Consider the following 21410-nt stretch of genomic DNA (forward strand, 5'->3'; position numbering starts at 1 on the left):
CTCGCATTACTGGGGTTTTTATCATTCAATATGCCAACTTGATCATGAATTACTGGCGCTAAAGTGCTATGAAAAACCTTCTTTACATAGGTTTACTCTGTCTTAACCCTCATTGACATTGCATTCGGTAAACTGAGTATCAAATCTGCTGAGGCAGACAATAAATCCCATACATACCGAGGAACTTAACAATGAAAACATCATCAATCATCAAAACGAGTTTAGTGGCCTTAGTGGCAAGTTCAGCGTTATTAGCCAGCCAGTTATATGCGGCAGAGACTACTGACAACACGGTAAAGACAGAGAATGTCGCCGCTAAAGGTGACCGATATCATGGTCATAAGGGTGGCATGCATAAAATGCTACGCATGTTAGATTTAACGGATTCACAGCGAGCTGATGTCAAAGCCGTGTTAAATAAATATCAAGGTAATCGTCCTGAGCGCCCAACGAAAGAACAGCGAGCTGCGCACCGAGCTGATATGCTAGCGTTAATCACTACCGCTGGTTTTGATGAAGCGAAAGCCACTGAAATGGCCCAAGCAAAGCAACAGCAACACATGCAAAAAATGTTGAACCACTTGAAAATGCAGAATGAAATTTATCAACTATTGACCCCTGAACAGCAACAAATGTTTCAAGATAACTTTCAACAAGGTAAAGGCCACAAGCCACGTCGTTAATCAGTTGCTAGTTCAGCATGGTTAAAGCAACATAATCGCCATTACCTTTGGGTAATGGCTTTTTAGTTAATGCCTATATGGAGTGGCATTGTCTCTGTTGCGACTTTATATAAGGTCTTGGTGCAATTTAAGATTATTTAATAAAACATTACCCAAAACAGCCAGCTAACTTGCTATAGTAAGGTCTGTTAAATTATCTGTAAAAAGAGTCGACAACGTCTTTATGAGTACATCATCTGAATATGACTTTTGGGTCAAATTAGCGAGCCGCGCTTCAGTCGCTACAGCACTGTGCCTTATCGTGATCAAATTATTGGCTTGGTTGTATTCAGGCTCTGCCAGTATGTTGGGGTCATTAACGGATTCATTTGCTGATGCACTCGCGTCGATAGTTAATTTTATTGCCATTCGATATGCCATTGTTCCTGCGGACAAAGATCACCGATATGGTCACGGAAAAGCTGAGCCATTAGCGAGTTTGGCGCAAGCTGCGTTTATTTTAGGCTCGGCGTCGCTGTTATTATTGTATGGCGGCGAAAAGTTAATTCATCCAGTACCAGTTACCAATGCCATGAGTGGTATCGTGGTCACTATTATTGCGATAGTCATGACATTTGCCCTTGTTTTGTTGCAACGACATGCTTTGAAAAAAACTAAGAGCTCGTTAGTTGAAGCTGATTCATTGCATTATAAGTCGGACTTATTATTGAATGCGGCTGTGTTGTTCGCCCTAATATTGGCGCAATATGGCTGGTGGTGGGCCGATGGTTTGTTTGCGGTGTTCATTGCATTTTTTATCGGTAATCAAGCGCTTGGGTTAGGTTATCGTTCAGTTCAAAGCTTGCTTGATCGCGAATTAGACACTGAGACTCGTGATAAAATTAAAGCCTTAGCTAAGCAAGATCCTCGCGTCCAAGGCATTCATGATTTACGTACTCGCCAGGCTGGGAAAACGACCTTTATTCAGTTGCACATGGAATTAGCGGGTAACTTATCATTGCATGATGCTCATGAAATAGCAGATAAAGCAGGCTTGACGATTAAAGCGGCGTTTGATGATGCAGAGGTGATTATTCACCAAGATCCGGTGTAGAGAGATTAGAGAATCGCAATCAATGCCAGCTCAACAATATTTGTGTTTAAGCTGGCACAGGTTAGCGTTCAGACGTGTTAGCTTAAAATCCCTGAGCACGAAATTGTGCTAAAGCTTGCTGCACTATTTCTGTAATACTGGCATCAATATCGACGGTTACCACTAATGGTTCATTAGTGGGTTCTTCTAATGTGGCAAACTGACTATCGACCATGTTCTGTTTCATAAAGTGGCCTTTTCTTGCCATTATCCGCGCTAAAATCAGTTCATAGCTACCCTTTAAATATAAAAATCCGACCTGTTGATTACCTTTACGGATTTGGTCCCGATAGGATTGTTTGAGTGCTGAACAGCCAATGATCACCGTTTTATGTTGGGTTTCAAATTCGAAAGCCAAATCTCGAATACGTGATAACCAAGGTGCCCTATCGGCATCATCTAGGGGTTCTCCTTGAGCCATTTTTTCTATGTTGGCTTGCGGATGCAGATCATCACCGTCTACAAAAGTGGCATTCATCACTTTTGCTAACAGTTCGCCTACGCTGCTTTTACCACATGCGCACACACCCATTACAATAATGCATTTCCCTGTCATTTTCTTACCATTCCTTAATATAAGCTTATATAATTAAAGGCTTATTTTTTCAGCTCAGTTTATGCCTTGAGTTTACTGATCTCATTGAGGTTTGTGAATTCGAATTAGCACTCTCATTAATCTCTTTGGAATATAGTATGGACACAATAGTACCAACCGCAGACCCGACTTACTTGCTGATGATCGCTGCGCTAGCCATTATCGCGTTATTAATACTGATTATTAAAATGAAACTGCACGCTTTTGTGTCATTAACATTGGTGTGTGTGGCAACAGCACTGGCCAGTGGTATTAACAGTGATCAAGTGGTGCCAACAATGATGGCGGGTTTTGGTGGCACTTTAGCTTCTGTTGCCTTGCTTGTTGGTCTTGGCGCTATGATAGGGAAGATTTTGGAGGTAACTGGCGGTGCGAAAGTGCTTGCTGATAGTTTAATTTGCCGTTTTGGTGAAGAAAAAGCCCCATTAGCCTTAGGTATTGCTTCGTTATTATTTGGTTTCCCAATATTTTTTGATGCCGGCCTAATTGTGATGATGCCGATTATTTTTAGTGTAGCTAAACGCTTTGGCGATTCACCTCTTAAGTATGCGTTACCGTCTGCCGGTGCATTTGCCGTGATGCATGCGTTTGTTCCTCCACATCCTGGACCGGTAGCGGCTGCGGATTTACTCGGCGCTAACATTGGTTTATTACTCTTTGTTGGCATGATGGTGGCGATCCCCACTTGGTATATTGGTGCTTATTTATTTGGGTTATATGCGGGTAAAAAATTTGATATTCCCGTGTCAAAAGTGTTCCTCAGTACAGCTCCGATTATCGATGTCGATAAGATCCCGAACTTTGCCACGGTAATGTCGATTTTGCTGTTACCTGTGATACTCATTTTTATGGACACTGGGCTAAACACCTTAGCCGTTGCTGGCGTTATCGATGGTAAGTCACCATTAGTTGAATTACTGCGAATGCTGGGTAAGACGCCAATTGCATTACTGATTACCTTATTAGTATGTTTAGTGGTATTTGCCAAAGACTATGGTATGCAACAGCTTGAGAAATTGTGTGGCGACTCATTAGGGCCTATTTGCGCGGTTATATTAGTGACGGGTGCCGGTGGCATGTTTGGTGGCGTATTACGTGCAAGTGGAATTGGTCAGGCATTAGCGGATGCATTGTCACATACAGGTATGCCACTAATCGTTGCGGCATTTGTCATTGCCACCTGTCTTCGGGTGGCACAAGGGTCGGCAACCGTCGCATTAACCACAACAGCGGCGTTAATTGCGCCTATGGTAGCGGCAACCGCTGGATTAAGTGCTTTGGATTTATGTTTTATTGTTATTGCCATTGCTGGTGGTTCAACGGTGTTATCACACTTTAATGATTCCGGTTTTTGGTTGGTTGGACGTTTAATGGGAATGGATGAAAAAACCACCTTAAAAACGTGGACCGTTATGGAAACCCTACTGGGTACTATTGCCTTTATCATTGTGGGTTCACTAAGCATACTGTTGTAAATATCAGCCAGTGATGGGGTTGATATTTTCGATACTAAAAAGCCGCAGTAGCGGCTTTTTGTTCATGTAATATAGTGTGTTGATCGCCTTTATATTATGTAAAAACAAGTTGATTAGTTATTTGGGATCGAGCTTGCTCTAATGCTGAATCTGCCCGCAAAATAAAACTGTCGATAGTATCATCGGCTTGCCAGTTCGACACGCCAACACTGGCGCTAAAACGAATAGGCTTATTGGTTTCTGGTTCTATTAGCGATGTATCGTCGTTGCTATGGCGAATATTCTCGGCAATATTTAAGACTATCTTTTTGCTATTAGCTTGGATGATGGCAATAAACTCATCACCACTCCAACGAGCGATTAAGTCGATTTCACCTAGATTGTTTTGGCAATGTTGAGCAAAATTAACTAGGGCTTTATCACCCATTTTATGGCCAAATAAATGATTAATTTGCTTTAAATCGTCTACGCCGATCAATAAGCAATAAAGGTGCTCACGTTTAAGATTGGTATCGGTTATTAATCGCTGACTAAAATGCAATAGTCCTCGTCGATTCAGCACCTTGGTAAGGTAATCAATATAGATTTCCTTATTGAGTAAGTCCTCTAGCAAATAAGATTCAGTAATATCGGTCATGGTCATTTGAGTGGCGGGTTGTCCCTCCCAACTGATAATAGTCTCCAGTATTTTTACCCATATGAGACGACCACTTGAATGCAAGCACTGGATATCGACAGTATGAGGTGTAATGGTATTGGCTAGCAATGCATTGTTAGCCTCTATTCGCTGTGCTTGATAACTAGGTTCAATGATACCCATAATAGATTTTAGTGACATAATACTTTGGCGATTAGGGTAACCAAGTAGGGTCGCGAGTGTTTCATTACAATATAGCGGGCTAAAGTTGCGATGCACCAAAACACCTTGCACCGATCCATTAGCTAACTGTTGATAGCGATGCTCACTTTGTACAACAGCTTGTTTGAGTGCGGTGACTTCGGTTAAATCAACAATCGTTATTTGCAGTGCTGTTCGACCTTGCCATTCGACAAGGTGTTCAATGGCTAATACATTAATCGTCATACCAAGACGGTTACGATTAATATAATTTCGCACCTGAGGCTTTTCGATTCCACTCATTAATGCATAGTAAGTGTGTGCCGCGAGATCCTGTAGTTCAGGATCGATTAACTCTAAAATACTTTTCAGCGCTAAGATTTCTTTAGCGGTTTGATAACCGAAGATTTTTGCATAACTATCATCTGCATACAGTGGTATAAAGTCTTGATGAATAACCACACCAAAAGGAGCATCAGAATTCACAATCTGTCCTTAGTTGAATATTACATTTTAGGCCGCAATTTTCATGGTACGTATACTATTGCTTCTGCAGCCAAGTCAATGCCATGTGTAAATGCGGTAACGTCGACTATTTGAGATCATGTTTTATATTAGAATTAGACAAAAATAGTGCTGCCACAGCAATAAGCTTAACAATGTTATAACATCATTATGGCTATATTGTGTAGTTCTGCTTTTAGTCCATTGATAGCTCTTTTAATTTACGAGTCAGAGTATTTCTTCCCCAGCCGAGGCGTTTAGCTGCTTCTTGTTTATGGCCTTGAGTATGTCTTAACGCTGTTTCAAGTAAGATACGCTCAAACTCAGGCTGAACTTCAGTTAATAAATCACTTTCACCCGCAGCAAGCTTTTCATCAATCCAATCTGTTAACGCGGTTTGCCAATCACTTGCTCCAGCTGTTTTCTGTTGGCTGCTAACCGGATCTTTAAGTAATTCTGGTGGTAAATCCTGTGGTAATATTTCTTGTCCAGAAGCCATTACAGTTAACCATCGACACGTATTTTCCAGTTGTCGCACATTGCCTGGCCAAGGTAAATTAGCCAGTTTTACTGCGGTGGCTTTGGTTAATATTTTGGGCTCTACGCCAATTTCTTTTGCTGCTGTGGTTAAAAAATGATTAGCGAGCTGGGCAATGTCTTCACGACGCTGTGATAATGGCGGTAGGTGAACTCGAATCACATTGAGACGATGAAATAAATCTTCACGGAAGGTGCCTTTTTGTACCAATACTTCAAGATTTTGGTGGGTTGCAGCAATAATGCGAACGTCCACTTGCACAGCTTGATGGCCGCCAACACGATAGAATTGTCCATCAGCAAGTACTCGTAATAACCGAGTTTGCACATCGATTGGCATATCACCAATTTCATCTAAAAATAAGGTACCGCCATTGGCTTGCTCAAAACGACCTTGGCGCACATTCGCGGCACCTGTAAATGCTCCTTTTTCGTGACCGAAGAGTTCTGATTCAATCAAATCTTTTGGGATGGCAGCCATATTAAGCGCAATAAAGGGTTTTTCCTTACGCGGGCTGTGTTTGTGCAATGCCCCGGCAACGAGTTCTTTACCTGTACCTGATTGACCATTGATCAATACACTAATTGACGAACGAGATAAGCGACCTATGGCCCGAAAAACTTCCTGCATCGCTGGTGCTTCACCAATAATTTCAGGGGTTTTAATCGAAGTATCTATCACCGGCTGAGGTGTTTGCTCTGTGGCATGAGTCAGTGCGCGTTCTACTAAATTAATCGCCTCGTCGATATCAAACGGTTTGGGCAAGTATTCAAATGCACCTGCTTGATATGCGCTCACCGCACTGTCTAAGTCAGAGTGAGCTGTCATGATGATCACTGGAATATGCGGATAATGCAGCTGTAAGCGATCCAGTAAGGTTAACCCATCAGTCCCTGGCATGCGGATGTCTGACACTATGACTTGTGGTTGAGATGCCTCTAAGGCTTGCCATAAAGATTCTGCAGCAGCAAAGCTGGCTGTTGACAGTGATGCGCCTTTAAGAGCTTTTTCGAGTACCCAACGGATCGAACTATCATCATCGAGGATCCAAACTTGTTCACTAATGTTCATGTTACTACCTCATTCTGCCTACATAGGGCATGCTAGTTATTGTAATGGCAGATTAATAATAAATTCGGTATGACCTGGAACCGAAATACAATCGATGCGACCGCGGTGTAATCGGGCAATGTTGTGTGCAATGGATAAACCTAATCCAGACCCTTCATCCCGACCGGTAACCATAGGATAAAAAAGGGTATCCAATAGTTCAGATGGAATACCTGGGCCGTTATCAATAATCGACAATGCAAGTACCACTTTATAGCGGTGGGTTCCAATCGTGACCTGATGCTGGGTGCGAGTGCGGATAACAATATCTCCGCCACAATGCTCTAAAGCCTGAATGGCATTTTGGACAATATTCAATACAGCCTGTTGCATTTGATCTGAGTCCATTTCAATGTCAGGAATGGACGGGTCGTAATCTCGTTTTAAATGGATATTGTCTGGCAGCGCCATTTCAATTAGTTTAAGCACTTTTTCAATGACTTGATGAATACTTTGTTGTGTATGCTGTGTCGGACGTTGCGGGCCAAGTAAGCGGTCTACTAGATTACGCAACCTATCTGCTTGTTCGATGATTAAGGTGGTAAATTCTTTTAAATCAGGTGAAGTTAGTTCTCGAGACAATAACTGTGCCGCACCACGAAGGCCGCCCAGTGGGTTTTTAATTTCATGAGCTAAGTTACGGACCAAAAACTGTGCAGCTTGCTGTTGCGCGTCCATATTCAGCTGTTGATGAATACGCCGCTGTTGATCCACTTGACGCAGTTCTAAGATGCTGAGGTTATTATCATTTTCAATTGGCATCAAGGTAATATCAACAGTGTGATGCTGACCATCAAGGGTAATCAATACGGCAGTATTAATGGTGAGCCCTTGGCCGGCATTAACGGCATCGCGCAATAACTGTGGCTCAACTCCCATAAGCTGATAAAGTTCAGGAAGCGTTTGTTCTAATAGCTTGTGGTTACCGACCCCCAATAATTGTTCAGCAGCAGCATTGGCATAACATGGCTTGAGCTGATTATTAATAACCAGCACAGCGGTAACTAAGTGATTGAGCAGGTTATTTGTGTCCATTAGCCGTCCTAGTATAGGGTTGCACTATCATATTGCACCGAATTGGTGCAATTCGCAACCCGAAACACACAAGCTCTCACTAAGATAAGTAGTCACACATATTTTTTTAAGTTAATGAATAAACTGATTTTTATCTTATTTACTTGGACTTTCTTGCGGGTCCAAATACAGATGCTTGGTGAAGAAATATCTTTCTAGGAGAGCTTGATGCAAGGACTTTGCCGCTTTGTGTTACAGCATTAACAACCAGTGAGTGTTCACCTCGGTTAATGCCGGTTAATGTAAATATATTTGATGCTTGAGGTGGTGCAGTGACAATACCATCAACCAATAATGTCATCATCACACCGCGAGGCAGTTCCGGAAAGACACTTACTGATACAGTGAACGCGCCGTTATTATCTCGAATCGTTGCCTCTTCTTGAGGAGAAGTGATTGAGATTGAGTAGCTAATTGGGGCTTCTTTTGGCTCAGTGGTGTTGATTTTGGTGGGAGTGTTAATGGTTATATTATTCTGCGTATTTTCTTTTAGATCAACAGCTTCAGCATTCTTTTTCGCTTCATCTGAGTAATGCACTTTACCATTTTCATCGACCCAGCGGTAAACGGTTGCGAGGCTTTGCGCGCTTAATAATAATAAACCAATAAGGATGAGAATACGCATAATGCACTCCATAAAACGATAGTTTCAATTAGAGTAGACGTTTTTATAAAAAAAATCAGCTTAAACTGTGTTGTTTAAGCTGAATGTAAGCGGGCACTATTAAATCAATATTGTTTATTAAGGTGCAATAACCCTATATATATTGGCAGCAGTACTCTGAAATTTGTGCCGTACGGATACTAAAGCTCACATTTGGTGCAAGCTGAAAGTGTGTACCTGTAGCATAGACTGCCCATTCAGTTTGACCAGGCAATAACACTTCAAATTCGCCTGAGATGACCTGCATTATTTCACCTTGAGCAGTAGCAAATTCATATTCACCAGGCAACACAACACCTAAAGTTTGTTTACTGTCATCAGCCAACACCACACTTCTACTAATCACTTTACCGTTAAAATACACATTGGCTTTTTTAGCGACGCTTACCTGTTGCAACATACTCATATATTCTCCTTAAAAATCATCTTGAGTTGAATCTATCTGCGTTTGTCGGAAATATCTAGTTAAATGTTTTCATCTTGTATCATTAGCGTCGCTTCGCTGCTAGGGCGTGACTACGTCACAGCTAGAATCGCTTTGCTGTTAAGCTGTTGACTTTATAGCCTCTAGCCGCGAAGCGTACTAGCAGCGCAGCGTCCTAGGCTCTTTTGCATTTAGCCTGTAGAGATCAGGCAACAAAAAGCCCAGATGCAGGCATCTGGGCTTTTTAGGTCTTAATGAGTGTTGCCACTCATTAATGGTAATTAACTGCGGTTATTACGCTTACGCTCGTTTTCAGTTAAGAATCTCTTACGAACACGGATGTTCTTAGGAGTTACTTCAACTAATTCATCATCATCGATGAATTCAAGAGCTTGCTCAAGTGTCAGTGTAATAGGAGTCGTCAATACTTGTGCTTCATCAGTACCTGATGCGCGCATGTTAGTTAGCTGCTTACCTTTCAAACAGTTTACTGTCAAATCGTTAGAGCGAGCATGAATACCCACTACTTGACCTTCATACACTTCAGCAGCGTGACCAATAAACATACGACCACGGTCTTGTAATGCGAATAACGCGAATGTTAGTGCCTTACCTGTTGCGTTTGAAATCAATACGCCGTTAGCGCGTTGACCAATATCGCCACCTTTGTGTGGACCGTAATGATCAAATGAATGATAAATTAGACCAGTACCAGATGTTGCAGTTAAGAATTCGGTTTGGAAACCAATTAAGCCACGGCTTGGGATAACGAAGTCGATACGTACACGACCTTTACCATCAAGCTGCATGTCTTTCATTTCGCCTTTACGAACACCTAATTTTTCAATTACGGTACCTTGATGATCTTCTTCAACATCAACAGTAACTGTTTCGTATGGTTCACATAACTCACCATCGATTGTTTTTAGAATAACTTCTGGACGCGATACAGCTAATTCATAACCTTCACGACGCATGTTTTCAATTAGAATCGATAAGTGTAATTCACCACGACCTGAAACGCGGAAACGGTCTGGACTTTCTGTTTCTTCAACGCGTAGTGCTACGTTGTGAACTAATTCAGTCTGTAAACGTTCAAGAATGTTACGTGAAGTAACGTACTTACCTTCTTTACCCGCGAACGGAGAAGTGTTTACTTGGAATGTCATCGTTAGTGTTGGTTCATCAACAGTTAACGGTGGCATTGCTTCTACTGCATTCACAGCACAGATAGTGTCAGAGATTTTAAGCTCGCCTAAACCTGTGATGGCAACGATGTCACCAGCATTTGCAATTGGTACTTCAGTACGATCTAGACCCATGTAACCTAATACTTGGCCCATTTTACCGTTACGTGTCTTACCGTCAGCGCCAATAATGGTCACTTGTTGGTTAGTCTTAACGCTACCACGGGTAATACGCCCAATACCGATAACACCCACGTATGAGTTATAATCGATTTGAGAAATTTGCATTTGGAATGGCGCTTCTGCATCAGCATCTGGGAAAGACACTTTCTCAACGATAGTTTGGAATAGCGGCGTCATATCATCGCTCGCTACATCTGGATCTAAGGTTGCAAAACCATTTAATGCCGAAGCATAAACGATTGGGAAATCGAGTTGTTCGTCAGTGGCACCTAAGTTAACGAATAAATCGAATACTTGGTCAATAACCCAATCAGGACGAGCACTTGGACGGTCAATTTTGTTGATAACAACAATTGGCTTAAGGCCTTGAGCGAATGCTTTCTTGGTTACAAAGCGAGTTTGTGGCATAGGACCATCAACTGCATCAACCAAAAGTAATACTGAGTCAACCATAGATAGAACACGTTCAACTTCACCACCGAAATCGGCGTGGCCAGGAGTATCTACGATATTAATACGGTAGTCGTTCCACTGGATGGCTGTGTTCTTTGCCAGAATGGTGATCCCACGTTCTTTTTCAAGATCGTTAGAATCCATAACCCGCTCAGTAGCTTCTCCACGAGATGCAAGGGTTCCTGACTGCGCCAACATTTTGTCAACCAGGGTTGTTTTGCCATGGTCAACGTGGGCAATAATGGCGATGTTACGTAAATTCTCTAGCACGGATAAACCTCTAAACCAGCAAATAAAAAAAAAGGATCTAACAGTAGTTATAGGTTATAGCTACTGTAAAAAAGCGTGCCATTCTACTTCACAGCAGCTTTTGTAGATAGGATTATTTTTGAACACTTGTAAATCTATCGCTTGCTATGGATTAAAAAACAGCATAAAACGTTTATATATTAAGCATAACCATACTGTAATACAAAAATGTGACATTGTTTAAAATAGCCATATTTACAGGGTGTACTATTATGGACTTTTGCACCATGATGAAACATAGTGGTGCTCGAAGATGGTGCAGATTTATTTTTTTGAAGATTTGATAGAAGTCTCATATCAATAAAATCAATTAGTTAGCGAAGTGGCATGAATATCGCTTATTACAGACCATTATGCACAGATTCGTTTTCCAGATGCACCATCTGGCGAATACCAAGATTATATTAAGGGACAACCCTTTACCCTACCGGAGGCTTGAGAATGTCAGTTGAATCAGTTTTAAAACAACTTGTAGAGTTAGAAGTTAAGTTTGTAGACTTACGCTTTACCGACACTAAAGGTAAAGAGCAGCACGTTTCTATTCCTTCTCATCAAGTAAATGAAGAATTTTTTGAAGACGGTAAAATGTTTGATGGCTCTTCAATCGCAGGCTGGAAAGGCATTAATGAATCTGACATGGTACTCATGCCTGATCCTACAACGTTTGTACTTGATCCTTTTACTGAAGAAACAACCGCACTTATTCGTTGTGATATTTTAGAGCCTGGTACTATGACAGGTTATGATCGCGACCCACGTTCAATTGCAAAAAAAGCTGAGCAGTATCTAATTTCTACTGGTATCGCAGATACAGTATTGATTGGTCCAGAGCCTGAATTCTTCCTATTTGACGATGTCCGTTTTGGTACTGACATGTCAGGTTGTTTTGTTAAAATTGATGCTAAAGAAGCTTCATGGAACTCAGCTAAAAGCTATGAAGAAGGTAACACTGGTCACCGTCCAATGGTGAAAGGTGGTTACTTCCCAGTTGCACCAGTTGACTCTTCACAAGACTTACGTTCAGCAATGTGTTTAGTGCTGGAAGAAATGGGTCAAGTGGTTGAAGCGCATCACCATGAAGTGGCAACAGCCGGTCAAAACGAAATCGCTACGCGTTTTAACACATTGACTAAAAAAGCGGACGAAATTCAAATTCTTAAGTATGTCGTTCATAACATGGCTCATGCTTATGGCAAGACGGCGACATTTATGCCAAAACCAATCGTTGGCGACAACGGTAGTGGTATGCACGTGCATCAATCTTTGTCTAAAGATGGCGTAAACTTATTTGCTGGTGATAAGTATGCTGGTTTGAGTGACCTTGCTCTTTATTACATCGGCGGCATCATTAAGCATGCTCGTGCATTGAATGCATTCACTAACCCAAGCACTAACTCTTACAAGCGTTTAGTGCCACATTTTGAAGCGCCAGTCATGCTTGCGTATTCTGCTCGTAACCGCAGTGCTTCAATTCGTATTCCAGTGGTACCAAGCCCTAAAGGTCGTCGTATCGAAGCGCGCTTCCCTGATCCACATGCAAACCCATATTTAGGTTTTGCAGCATTGCTAATGGCTGGTCTTGACGGTATTCAAAACAAGATCCACCCAGGCGAAGCGATGGATAAAGATCTATATGACTTACCTGCTGAAGAAGCGGCTGAAATTCCACAGGTTGCGACTTCATTAGAAAACGCACTAGAAAATTTACAAGCGGATCATGAGTTCTTAACTAAAGGCGGCGTGTTCAGCGAAGACTTTATTCAGTCTTATATTCAGCTTAAAACAGCAGAATCTGAGCGTGTAGCACGTACTACTCATCCACTTGAGTTTGAAATGTACTACAGCTTGTAATGACTCAATTGTTTCGGCAATAAATCAGTCAACAAAACCCGATAATCACTTATCGGGTTTTTTTTATGTGAAAAAATAACAATATTGTCAGGCTTATTTTTTGTAGTGCGCAATTGTTTGATATTTTTGTGAATAACGTAAGTTTTTAGAGGATTTCACTCAAGAGTGTGATATTTATACCGTTAATCACTCACTCAAAAACGATGTGTTCAATGGATAAGAAAGACCTCAAGCTATTAGAAATACTGCAACGTCAGGGCCGAATGGCAGTTTCTGAATTGGCCGACAAGGTTAATATGTCAGATACTCCTTGTTTGCGACGAGTCAAAAAGCTTGAACAAGATAAGGTTATTTTAGGTTATGGTGCGCAAGTTGATCCGCTAAAGGTAGGCTTGAATGTGGTGGTTTATACATCGGTTCGTTTAACTGAGCATACTGATCAATCAACCGCATTATTTGAATCTACTATGGCGCAACTCCCACAAGTGATGGAGTGTGCAGTAGTGACTGGGGCGTATGATTATGTGCTCAAAATAGTTGCTAAAGACTTAGTTTCCTATGAGCACTTCATCAAGAAATCTCTTGGTAACCTCAAGTTTGTCGCGAGCATTGAAACCACTGTGGTACTAAAGCAAATTTTTAGCCGCACTGCCTTACCGGTAGATGAATCGCCGATCGATTGAGCTACCCTGGAATATCAATCAGTTCAACAATCTCCAAAGCAGCTGTCAGAACATCATAGATGACGAATGTAGAGACAGTGCTTTTGGGTATTGAATTGATGTTTTTGCTAATGGCTAGCCTTGCTCCATTGACTCAATAAACTTATTTGATTCAGCAATTGATTTGTTCATGTCGTTAATCAGGCTGGATATGTCGGTTTGTAAATTGGCAAAATCGCCTTTAATGGCCCCAATCGCTTGCGCGTTTAGGTTATGTTTTAAATACAACATATTATCTTTCATTGCCGTTAAAATGGGTGGCATTTTGGCTTCGGCACGACGCATGCTTTTGACCAGCGAGTTATATGAACGCTTGGTCTCATTGAGTTTGTTGGTGCTGTTGCGGCGTAAACTGGCTTTGCTAATTTCTTCGATTTCAGTTTGCCATTCGTCAAATAATGCATCAGCGACATCTTCGACTTTCTCAATGCGATTGCTGACTTCATCAGCTGCAGATTGAGCTGACTCATACTCATCTTTGGCTTTATTGTAGGCATCTTCTAAATCACCGCCATCAAATGCCAATAATGCCTGCATTTCTGCCAACGCAGAACTAAACTCCTTTTGAGCGTCTTGTTGCGACTCTTTAGCGCTTTGTACTCTATCAACCATAATGTCGCGCTTGTGATAGCCGACTTTTTCCATTGCACCGTAGTAGGCGCTTTGACAACCGCTCAACAGTAAACTGCTACTTAATAGTGCCAGTGATATCCATTTTTTCATCAATGTGTCTCTTTTATTGTGTGAGGCGAAAAAGACTTCGCTGAGGTTAATTATTTGATTAACTGCCTGATTTAAATTTTGCAGCGTCGATGATGCTCCACAAATGGAATAGACCACCAATGATTGCAGGGATCACCAGCACAAAAAAGAAATAGCAAACGGCAGTAATGCAGAAAAATAATAAAGCCGCTAAGATACGCCCTTGTAAAAGCTGCCCTAAACCCGGGAAAAACAAACTCGCGACAGCTGCGAGCACATTGCCCGCCGAACCTTGTTGTGACATCAATTTGCTCCATTATTCGATGACTAATATGTTATAACATTGTACGAAGTTAGTGACTTAATACAAATGTTATCTCCACTAACGAGGTATTAAATAAGGATTATTATGCCCAAAAAGTTTAATTACAGCCCTATTGTGGCTTTTTTGAGTGGGATTTGGCAGTTTCTACTCCATCTCAAACAACGGCTGACAGAAGATCAAATTAATATCCGCGCAGGGCATTTAGCTTATGTGACCCTGCTGTCATTGGTGCCTATGATCGCCGTCACCATGTCGATGTTATCGGCTTTTCCGGTGTTTAAAGGCATTAGAGGTAACATTGAAGGGTTTATTTATAATAATTTTATCCCTGCTGCAGGGGATACGGTTCAAGTTTATATTAATGAGTTTGTTGCCAATGCATCTAAAGGCACTTTTGTCGGTATTATTGCGTTAGTGTTCGTTGCTATTATGCTGATTTCCGCTATTGATAAAGCGCTCAATAATATTTGGCGAATTACTGATAAACGCTCATATGTTGTTTCTTTTTCAATGTATTGGATGGTATTGACCCTAGGTCCTGTGCTTATTGGTGCTAGTTTGGTGGCAACCTCATATGTTGTGTCATTAGAGGTGGTAACTGGCAGTGAGTTGTCTGGATTAGTGCCGTGGATTGTTGAACGCCTGCCGTTACTGTTTTCTGCGGCCTCAATATTACTGTTGTACATGGTGGTACCGAATAAAAAAGTGCAGTTTTCACATGCCTTATTAGGGGCCATTGTTGCAGCAGTTTTGTTTGAAGCCGGTAAAAAAGGCTTTGCGTTTTATGTGACTCAATTTCCAAGTTACGAAGCGATATATGGGGCGCTGGCGGTTATTCCTATTTTATTTGTTTGGGTATATTTATCGTGGATTATTGTTTTGCTTGGTGCTGAAATTACCGCGGCTTTACCAGAATATTTAGAGGGCTTATCTGTCATTGCAGAAGATCTTAAAGCCGAAATATTTTCAGAGACTGAAAAGCAAAGCCTACACAATGTGCATGATCCTTTAGTAGTTGATAAGCCGTCTACTGGATCGGTTTCCTCAACTGATAAGTATTAATCTTGATGACTGAATTACCGCTATTTATTCAACAGCAATTTGTTGATGTGGGTAACAGTCATCAATTACATGTTGCTGAATATGGTTGCGAAAAGGGCCCAGCATTATTGTATTTACACGGCGGCCCGGGTGCAGGTTGTTGCCGGAGTGAGCTAAGCTTATTTGTTAGTACAGGGTTTCATATTTATTTTGTTGACCAACGCGGCGCGGGACGCTCGTTACCATCTGGGTGTCTATTGCACAACACAGTAATGGATTTGGTGGCTGATATTGAAACGCTAAGGTGCACCTTTGATGTTGAGCAATGGTATTTAGCCGGAGGTTCTTTTGGCGCGACATTGGCTTGGTTGTACAGTGGTTTGTATCCTAGCCGCGTGATCGCTCAAGTGTTATGGGGAATGTTTATTCCCTCTCAACTTGGCATAAATTGGTTATATGGACCTAATGGTGCAAGCCAGTTTTTTAACACTCAATATGCACGATTCATTGATGTTCTTGAGCCCAAGCTTACAACGGCTTTACCACAGGCCGATACACATAGTCCGGCCATTGCTATTGATCACCTTATGAATGCTTACCAAGTTGTTCTCAATCATCATAATCCACAAGTAGTTGAAAATGCAGTGCAACACTGGCTTATGTGGGAATATGCATTAGCGCAGCCAAGTCAGTTTATGGGCGAGGTAGCCCAACCGTTAAGCTGCGCGAAAATAGGTCATCATTATGTGCAACAGCATTTTTTTGATGTGTATAGCCAATTTAAAACACTTGCAAGCGCTATTGAGGCCACAACAGTATTAATCCAAGGTGAATATGATTGGGTTTGTCCTCAACATATATTAACGGCGTTTATTGAAGAGTGTGGTCATCAATCTATAGATTATCAGCATGTTAGCGCGGGATATCATGCCTTAACGGATCAAGCCGTTTTTCAAGCCGTTACCCAAGCCATTTTACGTTTAGATAACGCGGCATCTAAGTTCAGCTAATAAACAGCTTCATTTAATAATAATTTGTTAATGTTGTTCTATTTAATATGATGTTATCCAAAAAATGTCGCTAAATAGAATATTTTTAGGATGGTTATGATTGCATTAATTCAACGTGTTAAACGCGCATCAGTCTCGGTAGACGACGCAATAGTCGGCAAAATTGACCAAGGCTTATTAGTGCTACTCGGTGTGGAGCGCGAAGATAATATTGATAAAATGGCTAAATTAGCCATGAAAGTCATTAACTATCGGGTGTTTAGTGATGAAAATGGCAAGATGAATCTAAATCTGGCTCAAGTTGGTGGCAAATTATTAGTGGTGTCACAATTTACCTTGGCAGCTGATACTGGTAAAGGTTTAAGACCGAGTTTTTCTTGTGCCGCAACACCCGAGCAAGCTGATAGTCTTTATCTGGCTTTTGTGGAGTATTGCCGTCAACAAGGGGTTATGACCGAGACGGGTCAATTTGGTGCAGATATGCAGGTCGAGTTGGTCAATGATGGCCCTGTAACCTTCAATCTGCAGGTATAGGACAGTTCTATTGTCATCATAGATCAACCATCGGAGGGATGCCGTTATGATTGATATGTCGTTCACTGAAGCACAATCAGACGCTAAGGTGACAGCCTTGCTCAAAACCTTGTGTGAAACTTGGCACAACACTATTCCTGTCAGTAAATTTATGGGGATTACTCCAGTATTATTCAATGGCGATAGCTTAAAGGTGACCGCACCAATTGAGCCCAACATTAACTTACATCACACCATGTTTGCTGGCAGCATTTATACTTTAATGACCCTAACTGGATGGGGAATGGTGTGGTTACAGCAGCAGTTGTCACAAGCTCATGGCGACATTGTCTTGGCTGATGCGAAAGTAAGGTATTTGAAGCCTGTTACTAAACAGCCTTATGCTAAAGTGATTTGGCCTTATACCGATTTAACTCCATTAACCAGAGGTAGACGCGTCAAGATGACTTTAGAGGTCGCCTTGTATTGCGATGAGATCATGTGCGCTACGTTCACTGGCCAGTTTGTGTCTTTGCCACAACAATCATCTAGTGTAGATTGAATTAATATCTTTCTATTTTATCGAATGTTATTGCGAAATTAATGCACTTTTCTTCTTTTTTATAGACTAATATACTGGCTCAATTGGTCAGGCGTGTAGCCATATGACCTAACAAACATATGGGTGAGACTTAACAATGGCAAAAGTATTAATTTTAAAATCAAGCGTTTTAGGCAGTTATTCACAATCTTCAGCATTAGTTGATTATTTAAATCAACAATGGAGCAGCAAAGGTGCGCAAATTACTGTGCGTGATTTAGGCCGTGAACCAGTACCAATGTTAGATGGTGAAATTGCTTCTGGTCTTCGTGGTGGCGATGATTTGTCTGAGCGTCAATTAGCTGCATTAGCCCTATCGAACGAATTAGTGGCTGAAATTAAAGCTCATGACACTATTGTTATTGCTGCACCAATGTACAATTTTAGCATACCAACTACGTTAAAAAGTTGGATCGATTTCATTGCCCGTGCTGGCGTGACTTTTACTTATACCGATACCGGCCCAGTTGGCTTGATTGAAGGTAAGCGTGCCATTATAGTGACCACCCGCGGCGGGGCTCATAAAGGTGGCACCACAGATCACGTAGTGCCTTATTTAATCACAGTTCTTGGTTTTATTGGGATTACTGATGTTGAAACCGTTTATGCTGAATCATTAAACATGGGCCCAGATGCCGCAGAAGCTGGGATAAGCCAAGCTAAAAAAGCGATTGACGCTATTACACTCTAAGTTAACCCGAGTTCAGGTTAAGTTAAGTCAGTTTTCGAGTTAAGAGCACCTAAACCCATTGCGGGTTTAGGTGTTTTTTTATACTAATTGTGTCTATTACCTTTGATAGGCGGTTGATCTATTTTTGGTTAAATTTTTTCGAGATTAAAGCGTGTTAAGCGAGGCGATTGCTGCCTGGCAATCTAAGCAAAATTCGCTCAACAATGAGTAAAATACTTTTAGTCGACCCTTTGGTAACCTTGTTGGCCATTTCTACAGCGTTATTGGCTTTTTTATATAGCGTAACGACACAACGAAACTAGATCACTCACGGTTTGAGCTATGGACCAATAGTTTGTTGCTAAAACAGCCTTCATAGCTCAGCAGACTCTAGATTACTTCCGTTACTGAGCATTTGCCTTTGTGATACTTATACTACTATTAAAAAATTAATTTACTCATTGAATGAACCTAAAGCTCATTTTGAACCGTATTGTCGCGGCTATGGTAAAAAATGTAATAGGCTCACTTATTAATGATGCCTGAGGGCGCTATGGGCAAATATAAAATAGTGACTATAATGATTTTATGCTGATTGATATGAACTTATGCATTTAAAAAGAGTAGCGATTGCAATAGTGCTGATTTTTATCACCTTAGGTCTTGTGCCTATATTGATGGTGGTTAGCCAATGGTCTGCCAATGAGCAGGCATATGGCATTAGTCGCAATGACAGCGAACAGCTGAGCTTTAGTTGGCAAGGCGTTGACAAGCACATTCATCACTTTCCTGTCTCTTCTGCAGGATACACTTATTTATTTATGGGTTTTTTATCGTGCTCTGAAATTTGCCCGATACGGATCCAACAAATGATGCAATTGGAGCAACACATACAGCAGGATGCTTTGTTAACTGAAGCTGAGGTGCAATTTATGTTTGTGACGATTGACCCCAACAATGACACTCTGGCAGTTCGTAAAAGCATAATAGATGATATCTCACCGCGTTTTGTGAGTGCGTCATTGTCTGACGATGCTTTACAGCAACTGGATAGACGTTTATCTGAAAATATTAATCTTGAGCTCGCCAGCATTAATCATGTCGGCAAGTTGTTTTTATTGTCGCCTAATGGGGCGGTCAAGCGGATCTACACGTCGAAGCAGCTTTCAACTCAAAAAATGTTGCTTGAACTTAAGCAAATTATTTCCTCTGAAACTTAGGTATGTCTATGAGTGATAAATACACAATTGAACTGTTAAAAAAACACGATTCACACATATATCAAATTTTAATGTTGCAAGCGCCATTATTGTTTATTAGCGGTTTCTTTGGCGCAAAAATGCTGACTTTCAGTACCTTTTCGGCAGTCGCGATTTTAGTCATAGTACAGCTTAGCTATAGTCTGCTAAAGGGGACTGAGTTATTTGCGATTGTTGGTGCTGTGATCATGATGACCGTCTCGGCGTTGCTGATCCAAAGCCAAATGGGCATGATTGAAATGCATTTTCATATTTTTGCTTCTATGGGGGTGTTTTTAATTTACTTACGCTGGCAGCCTTTACTGGCCTCGCTTCTTACCGTTGCAGTACATCATATTGGCTTAACCTATATTCAGCTGCAAGGTGTGAGCTTGTTTGATACTCCAGTGATGATATTTGCCGGCGATTGCAACTGGACCATCATGTTGGTCCATGCATTATTTGCTGCCGCCGAAACCTTTATTCTTATTCGTATTGCCTTTTTTATGCGCACCGATGCCATTGCCAATCAACGTATTGCCGGTGCCATCGAGCAGATATCGTCTAATAAAGATTTATCGATACGCTTATCTTCTGCTGACACACCAGCGGAGATATCCTTTAATTTAATGCTCGAAGAGTTGTCGCAGCTATTTAATGACTATCGCGATATTGCCGTCAAGATGGGCAGTACTTCAGATAATTTGATGAGCTTGAGCGAGCAAGCTCAGCAGGGGGTTCAACAGCAAAATGCTCAAGCTGGAATTATTGCCGAATCGACTCAACATGTGATCGATAGTTTTCAGCAAATGGCTCACGATAGCCAAGTTTCTGCTGATCAAGCAAGAGAGGGGGCAACCTCAAGTATTGGTGATCGTCAAAGTGCATTAAATATCATGAAAGACATGCAGGCGCTAGAAACCAATATGACTGAAGTGACCGAGTCGATGACTGATTTAACTCAAGATGTCACTTCGATCACCACTTTACTTCAGGCGATCCGCAGTATTTCAGATCAGACTAACTTACTGGCATTAAACGCAGCCATTGAAGCGGCGAGAGCGGGTGAGAGTGGCCGAGGTTTTGCGGTTGTGGCAGATGAAGTTCGTACTCTAGCAAAACGGACTAGTCAATCGACCGATAGCATTGAAAAAGTACTCAGTCGTTTGAATGTCAGCATGTTAAAAACCGTTGAGTCAATGGATCAAGGTAGGCAGCGTACGAGCCAAAATGTACAGCATACAAATAATATTGCCCAAGGGTTAGATCAACGTTCTGGTCAGATTGGCCAAGTGGCGACTTTGAGTAACAATGTGGCTAATGGTACCCAAGAGCAAGCGGGTAGACTGACTCAAATTGGTGCGGAGATTTTAGACAATGCCAAAGCGGTAGTGCTGCTATCGGAACAGGTGCAAAAATTGGCCGGTGGAGCGGTAGAGATGAAACGAATCACCGAAGATTATCAAGCTAAAGCAGCGGCTTATAAAGTGTAATCCACAGTAAAACAGGCGAATGGATAACTTTCGCCTGTTTTATTATTTGCTTGTCGCAGACAGCTAGTTGGGCTT

21 protein-coding genes are annotated in these 21410 nt (G+C 41.5%); 12 read left to right on the forward strand and 9 right to left on the reverse strand.

Annotation, left to right across the window (positions count from 1 at the left end):
* The first annotated feature begins 191 nt into the window (after positions 1–191).
* On the forward strand, positions 192–683 hold the full coding sequence (locus GW828_RS10990) for a Spy/CpxP family protein refolding chaperone (protein WP_182755929.1): 492 nt from the start codon (positions 192–194) through the stop codon (positions 681–683).
* Positions 684–906: 223 nt separating this feature from the next.
* Positions 907–1776 (forward strand): cation efflux pump FieF, encoded by an 870-nt coding sequence (fieF, locus tag GW828_RS10995; protein WP_182697718.1) that lies wholly within the window; start codon positions 907–909, stop codon positions 1774–1776.
* Between the two features lie 82 nt (positions 1777–1858).
* Here fieF and GW828_RS11000 read toward each other — a convergent pair whose 3' ends face one another.
* Positions 1859–2371, reverse strand: coding sequence for a gluconokinase (locus tag GW828_RS11000; RefSeq protein ID WP_273058915.1), 513 nt, complete (start codon positions 2369–2371; stop codon positions 1859–1861).
* Positions 2372–2508: 137 nt separating this feature from the next.
* On the opposite strand from GW828_RS11000, the gene GW828_RS11005 reads away from it, so the two are divergent.
* Positions 2509–3885, forward strand: coding sequence for a GntP family permease (locus tag GW828_RS11005; protein ID WP_124017437.1), 1377 nt, complete (start codon positions 2509–2511; stop codon positions 3883–3885).
* Positions 3886–3979: 94 nt separating this feature from the next.
* On the opposite strand, the gene GW828_RS11010 is transcribed toward GW828_RS11005, so the two are convergent.
* The 6 genes from GW828_RS11010 to typA all read right to left on the reverse strand — a co-directional run bounded on the left by GW828_RS11010 (position 3980) and on the right by typA (position 11130).
* A complete protein-coding gene (locus GW828_RS11010; protein WP_273058913.1) occupies positions 3980–5209 on the reverse strand; it encodes a sensor domain-containing diguanylate cyclase in 1230 nt (409 codons plus the stop codon).
* Positions 5210–5423: 214 nt separating this feature from the next.
* Entirely contained in the window at positions 5424–6836 is a 1413-nt protein-coding gene (gene glnG / locus GW828_RS11015) for a nitrogen regulation protein NR(I) (protein ID WP_124017439.1), read from the reverse strand.
* Positions 6837–6872: 36 nt separating this feature from the next.
* Complete coding sequence (glnL, locus tag GW828_RS11020; protein WP_124017440.1) at positions 6873–7910, reverse strand: nitrogen regulation protein NR(II); 1038 nt, start codon at positions 7908–7910, stop codon at positions 6873–6875.
* Positions 7911–8049: 139 nt separating this feature from the next.
* Positions 8050–8574 (reverse strand): DUF4124 domain-containing protein, encoded by a 525-nt coding sequence (locus tag GW828_RS11025; protein WP_273058910.1) that lies wholly within the window; start codon positions 8572–8574, stop codon positions 8050–8052.
* A 133-nt stretch (positions 8575–8707) separates the two neighbouring features.
* The gene (gene ppnP / locus GW828_RS11030; RefSeq protein ID WP_124017442.1) at positions 8708–9019 is read right to left on the reverse strand and encodes a pyrimidine/purine nucleoside phosphorylase; all 312 of its coding nucleotides are present in this window, start codon (positions 9017–9019) and stop codon (positions 8708–8710) included.
* A gap of 299 nt (positions 9020–9318) precedes the next feature.
* Positions 9319–11130 (reverse strand): translational GTPase TypA, encoded by a 1812-nt coding sequence (gene typA / locus GW828_RS11035; protein ID WP_124017443.1) that lies wholly within the window; start codon positions 11128–11130, stop codon positions 9319–9321.
* Between the two features lie 480 nt (positions 11131–11610).
* Here typA and glnA point away from each other — a divergent pair, with 480 nt between their 5' ends.
* Both glnA and GW828_RS11045 read left to right on the forward strand, forming a co-directional pair.
* The gene (glnA, locus tag GW828_RS11040; protein ID WP_124017444.1) at positions 11611–13020 is read left to right on the forward strand and encodes a glutamate--ammonia ligase; all 1410 of its coding nucleotides are present in this window, start codon (positions 11611–11613) and stop codon (positions 13018–13020) included.
* A gap of 212 nt (positions 13021–13232) precedes the next feature.
* The gene (locus GW828_RS11045; protein ID WP_124017445.1) at positions 13233–13703 is read left to right on the forward strand and encodes an Lrp/AsnC family transcriptional regulator; all 471 of its coding nucleotides are present in this window, start codon (positions 13233–13235) and stop codon (positions 13701–13703) included.
* Positions 13704–13817: 114 nt separating this feature from the next.
* On the opposite strand, the gene GW828_RS11050 is transcribed toward GW828_RS11045, so the two are convergent.
* Positions 13818–14465: a DUF2959 domain-containing protein gene (locus tag GW828_RS11050; protein ID WP_124017446.1), complete on the reverse strand. Its 648-nt coding sequence runs from the start codon at positions 14463–14465 to the stop codon at positions 13818–13820.
* A gap of 58 nt (positions 14466–14523) precedes the next feature.
* A complete protein-coding gene (locus GW828_RS11055) occupies positions 14524–14748 on the reverse strand; it encodes a hypothetical protein (protein WP_011635820.1) in 225 nt (74 codons plus the stop codon).
* A 105-nt stretch (positions 14749–14853) separates the two neighbouring features.
* Between GW828_RS11055 and GW828_RS11060 the strand changes: the two genes are divergently transcribed.
* The 7 genes from GW828_RS11060 to GW828_RS11090 all read left to right on the forward strand — a co-directional run bounded on the left by GW828_RS11060 (position 14854) and on the right by GW828_RS11090 (position 21335).
* The gene (locus GW828_RS11060) at positions 14854–15831 is read left to right on the forward strand and encodes a virulence factor BrkB family protein (RefSeq protein ID WP_124017447.1); all 978 of its coding nucleotides are present in this window, start codon (positions 14854–14856) and stop codon (positions 15829–15831) included.
* Between the two features lie 5 nt (positions 15832–15836).
* Entirely contained in the window at positions 15837–16820 is a 984-nt protein-coding gene (locus GW828_RS11065) for an alpha/beta fold hydrolase (protein WP_124017448.1), read from the forward strand.
* A 96-nt stretch (positions 16821–16916) separates the two neighbouring features.
* On the forward strand, positions 16917–17354 hold the full coding sequence (dtd, locus tag GW828_RS11070; RefSeq protein ID WP_124017449.1) for a D-aminoacyl-tRNA deacylase: 438 nt from the start codon (positions 16917–16919) through the stop codon (positions 17352–17354).
* A gap of 46 nt (positions 17355–17400) precedes the next feature.
* The gene (locus GW828_RS11075) at positions 17401–17895 is read left to right on the forward strand and encodes a thioesterase domain-containing protein (protein WP_124017450.1); all 495 of its coding nucleotides are present in this window, start codon (positions 17401–17403) and stop codon (positions 17893–17895) included.
* Between the two features lie 136 nt (positions 17896–18031).
* Positions 18032–18625 carry an FMN-dependent NADH-azoreductase gene (locus GW828_RS11080; RefSeq protein ID WP_273058905.1) on the forward strand — a complete coding sequence of 198 codons (594 nt, stop codon included), beginning with the start codon at positions 18032–18034 and terminating at the stop codon, positions 18623–18625.
* Positions 18626–19212: 587 nt separating this feature from the next.
* Positions 19213–19824 carry an SCO family protein gene (locus GW828_RS11085; RefSeq protein WP_273058903.1) on the forward strand — a complete coding sequence of 204 codons (612 nt, stop codon included), beginning with the start codon at positions 19213–19215 and terminating at the stop codon, positions 19822–19824.
* An 8-nt stretch (positions 19825–19832) separates the two neighbouring features.
* Positions 19833–21335: a methyl-accepting chemotaxis protein gene (locus GW828_RS11090; RefSeq protein WP_182697727.1), complete on the forward strand. Its 1503-nt coding sequence runs from the start codon at positions 19833–19835 to the stop codon at positions 21333–21335.
* The last annotated feature ends 75 nt before the right edge of the window (positions 21336–21410 follow it).

The organism is Shewanella vesiculosa (assembly GCF_009994065.1).
GTDB classification, from domain to species: Bacteria; Pseudomonadota; Gammaproteobacteria; order Enterobacterales; family Shewanellaceae; genus Shewanella; species Shewanella vesiculosa.

Excerpts from the sequence above, each read along its gene's own strand:
- GW828_RS10990 (WP_182755929.1), top strand. The coding sequence starts at position 192 with ATGAAAACATCATCAATCATCAAAACGAGTTTAGTGGCCTTAGTGGCA.
- fieF (WP_182697718.1), top strand. The coding sequence starts at position 907 with ATGAGTACATCATCTGAATATGACTTTTGGGTCAAATTAGCGAGCCGC.
- GW828_RS11000 (WP_273058915.1), bottom strand. The coding sequence starts at position 2,371 with ATGACAGGGAAATGCATTATTGTAATGGGTGTGTGCGCATGTGGTAAA.
- GW828_RS11005 (WP_124017437.1), top strand. The coding sequence starts at position 2,509 with ATGGACACAATAGTACCAACCGCAGACCCGACTTACTTGCTGATGATC.
- glnG (WP_124017439.1), bottom strand. The coding sequence starts at position 6,836 with ATGAACATTAGTGAACAAGTTTGGATCCTCGATGATGATAGTTCGATC.
- glnL (WP_124017440.1), bottom strand. The coding sequence starts at position 7,910 with ATGGACACAAATAACCTGCTCAATCACTTAGTTACCGCTGTGCTGGTT.
- GW828_RS11025 (WP_273058910.1), bottom strand. The coding sequence starts at position 8,574 with ATGCGTATTCTCATCCTTATTGGTTTATTATTATTAAGCGCGCAAAGC.
- ppnP (WP_124017442.1), bottom strand. The coding sequence starts at position 9,019 with ATGAGTATGTTGCAACAGGTAAGCGTCGCTAAAAAAGCCAATGTGTAT.
- glnA (WP_124017444.1), top strand. The coding sequence starts at position 11,611 with ATGTCAGTTGAATCAGTTTTAAAACAACTTGTAGAGTTAGAAGTTAAG.
- GW828_RS11045 (WP_124017445.1), top strand. The coding sequence starts at position 13,233 with ATGGATAAGAAAGACCTCAAGCTATTAGAAATACTGCAACGTCAGGGC.
- GW828_RS11050 (WP_124017446.1), bottom strand. The coding sequence starts at position 14,465 with ATGAAAAAATGGATATCACTGGCACTATTAAGTAGCAGTTTACTGTTG.
- GW828_RS11055 (WP_011635820.1), bottom strand. The coding sequence starts at position 14,748 with ATGTCACAACAAGGTTCGGCGGGCAATGTGCTCGCAGCTGTCGCGAGT.
- GW828_RS11060 (WP_124017447.1), top strand. The coding sequence starts at position 14,854 with ATGCCCAAAAAGTTTAATTACAGCCCTATTGTGGCTTTTTTGAGTGGG.
- GW828_RS11065 (WP_124017448.1), top strand. The coding sequence starts at position 15,837 with ATGACTGAATTACCGCTATTTATTCAACAGCAATTTGTTGATGTGGGT.
- dtd (WP_124017449.1), top strand. The coding sequence starts at position 16,917 with ATGATTGCATTAATTCAACGTGTTAAACGCGCATCAGTCTCGGTAGAC.
- GW828_RS11075 (WP_124017450.1), top strand. The coding sequence starts at position 17,401 with ATGATTGATATGTCGTTCACTGAAGCACAATCAGACGCTAAGGTGACA.
- GW828_RS11080 (WP_273058905.1), top strand. The coding sequence starts at position 18,032 with ATGGCAAAAGTATTAATTTTAAAATCAAGCGTTTTAGGCAGTTATTCA.
- GW828_RS11085 (WP_273058903.1), top strand. The coding sequence starts at position 19,213 with ATGCATTTAAAAAGAGTAGCGATTGCAATAGTGCTGATTTTTATCACC.
- GW828_RS11090 (WP_182697727.1), top strand. The coding sequence starts at position 19,833 with ATGAGTGATAAATACACAATTGAACTGTTAAAAAAACACGATTCACAC.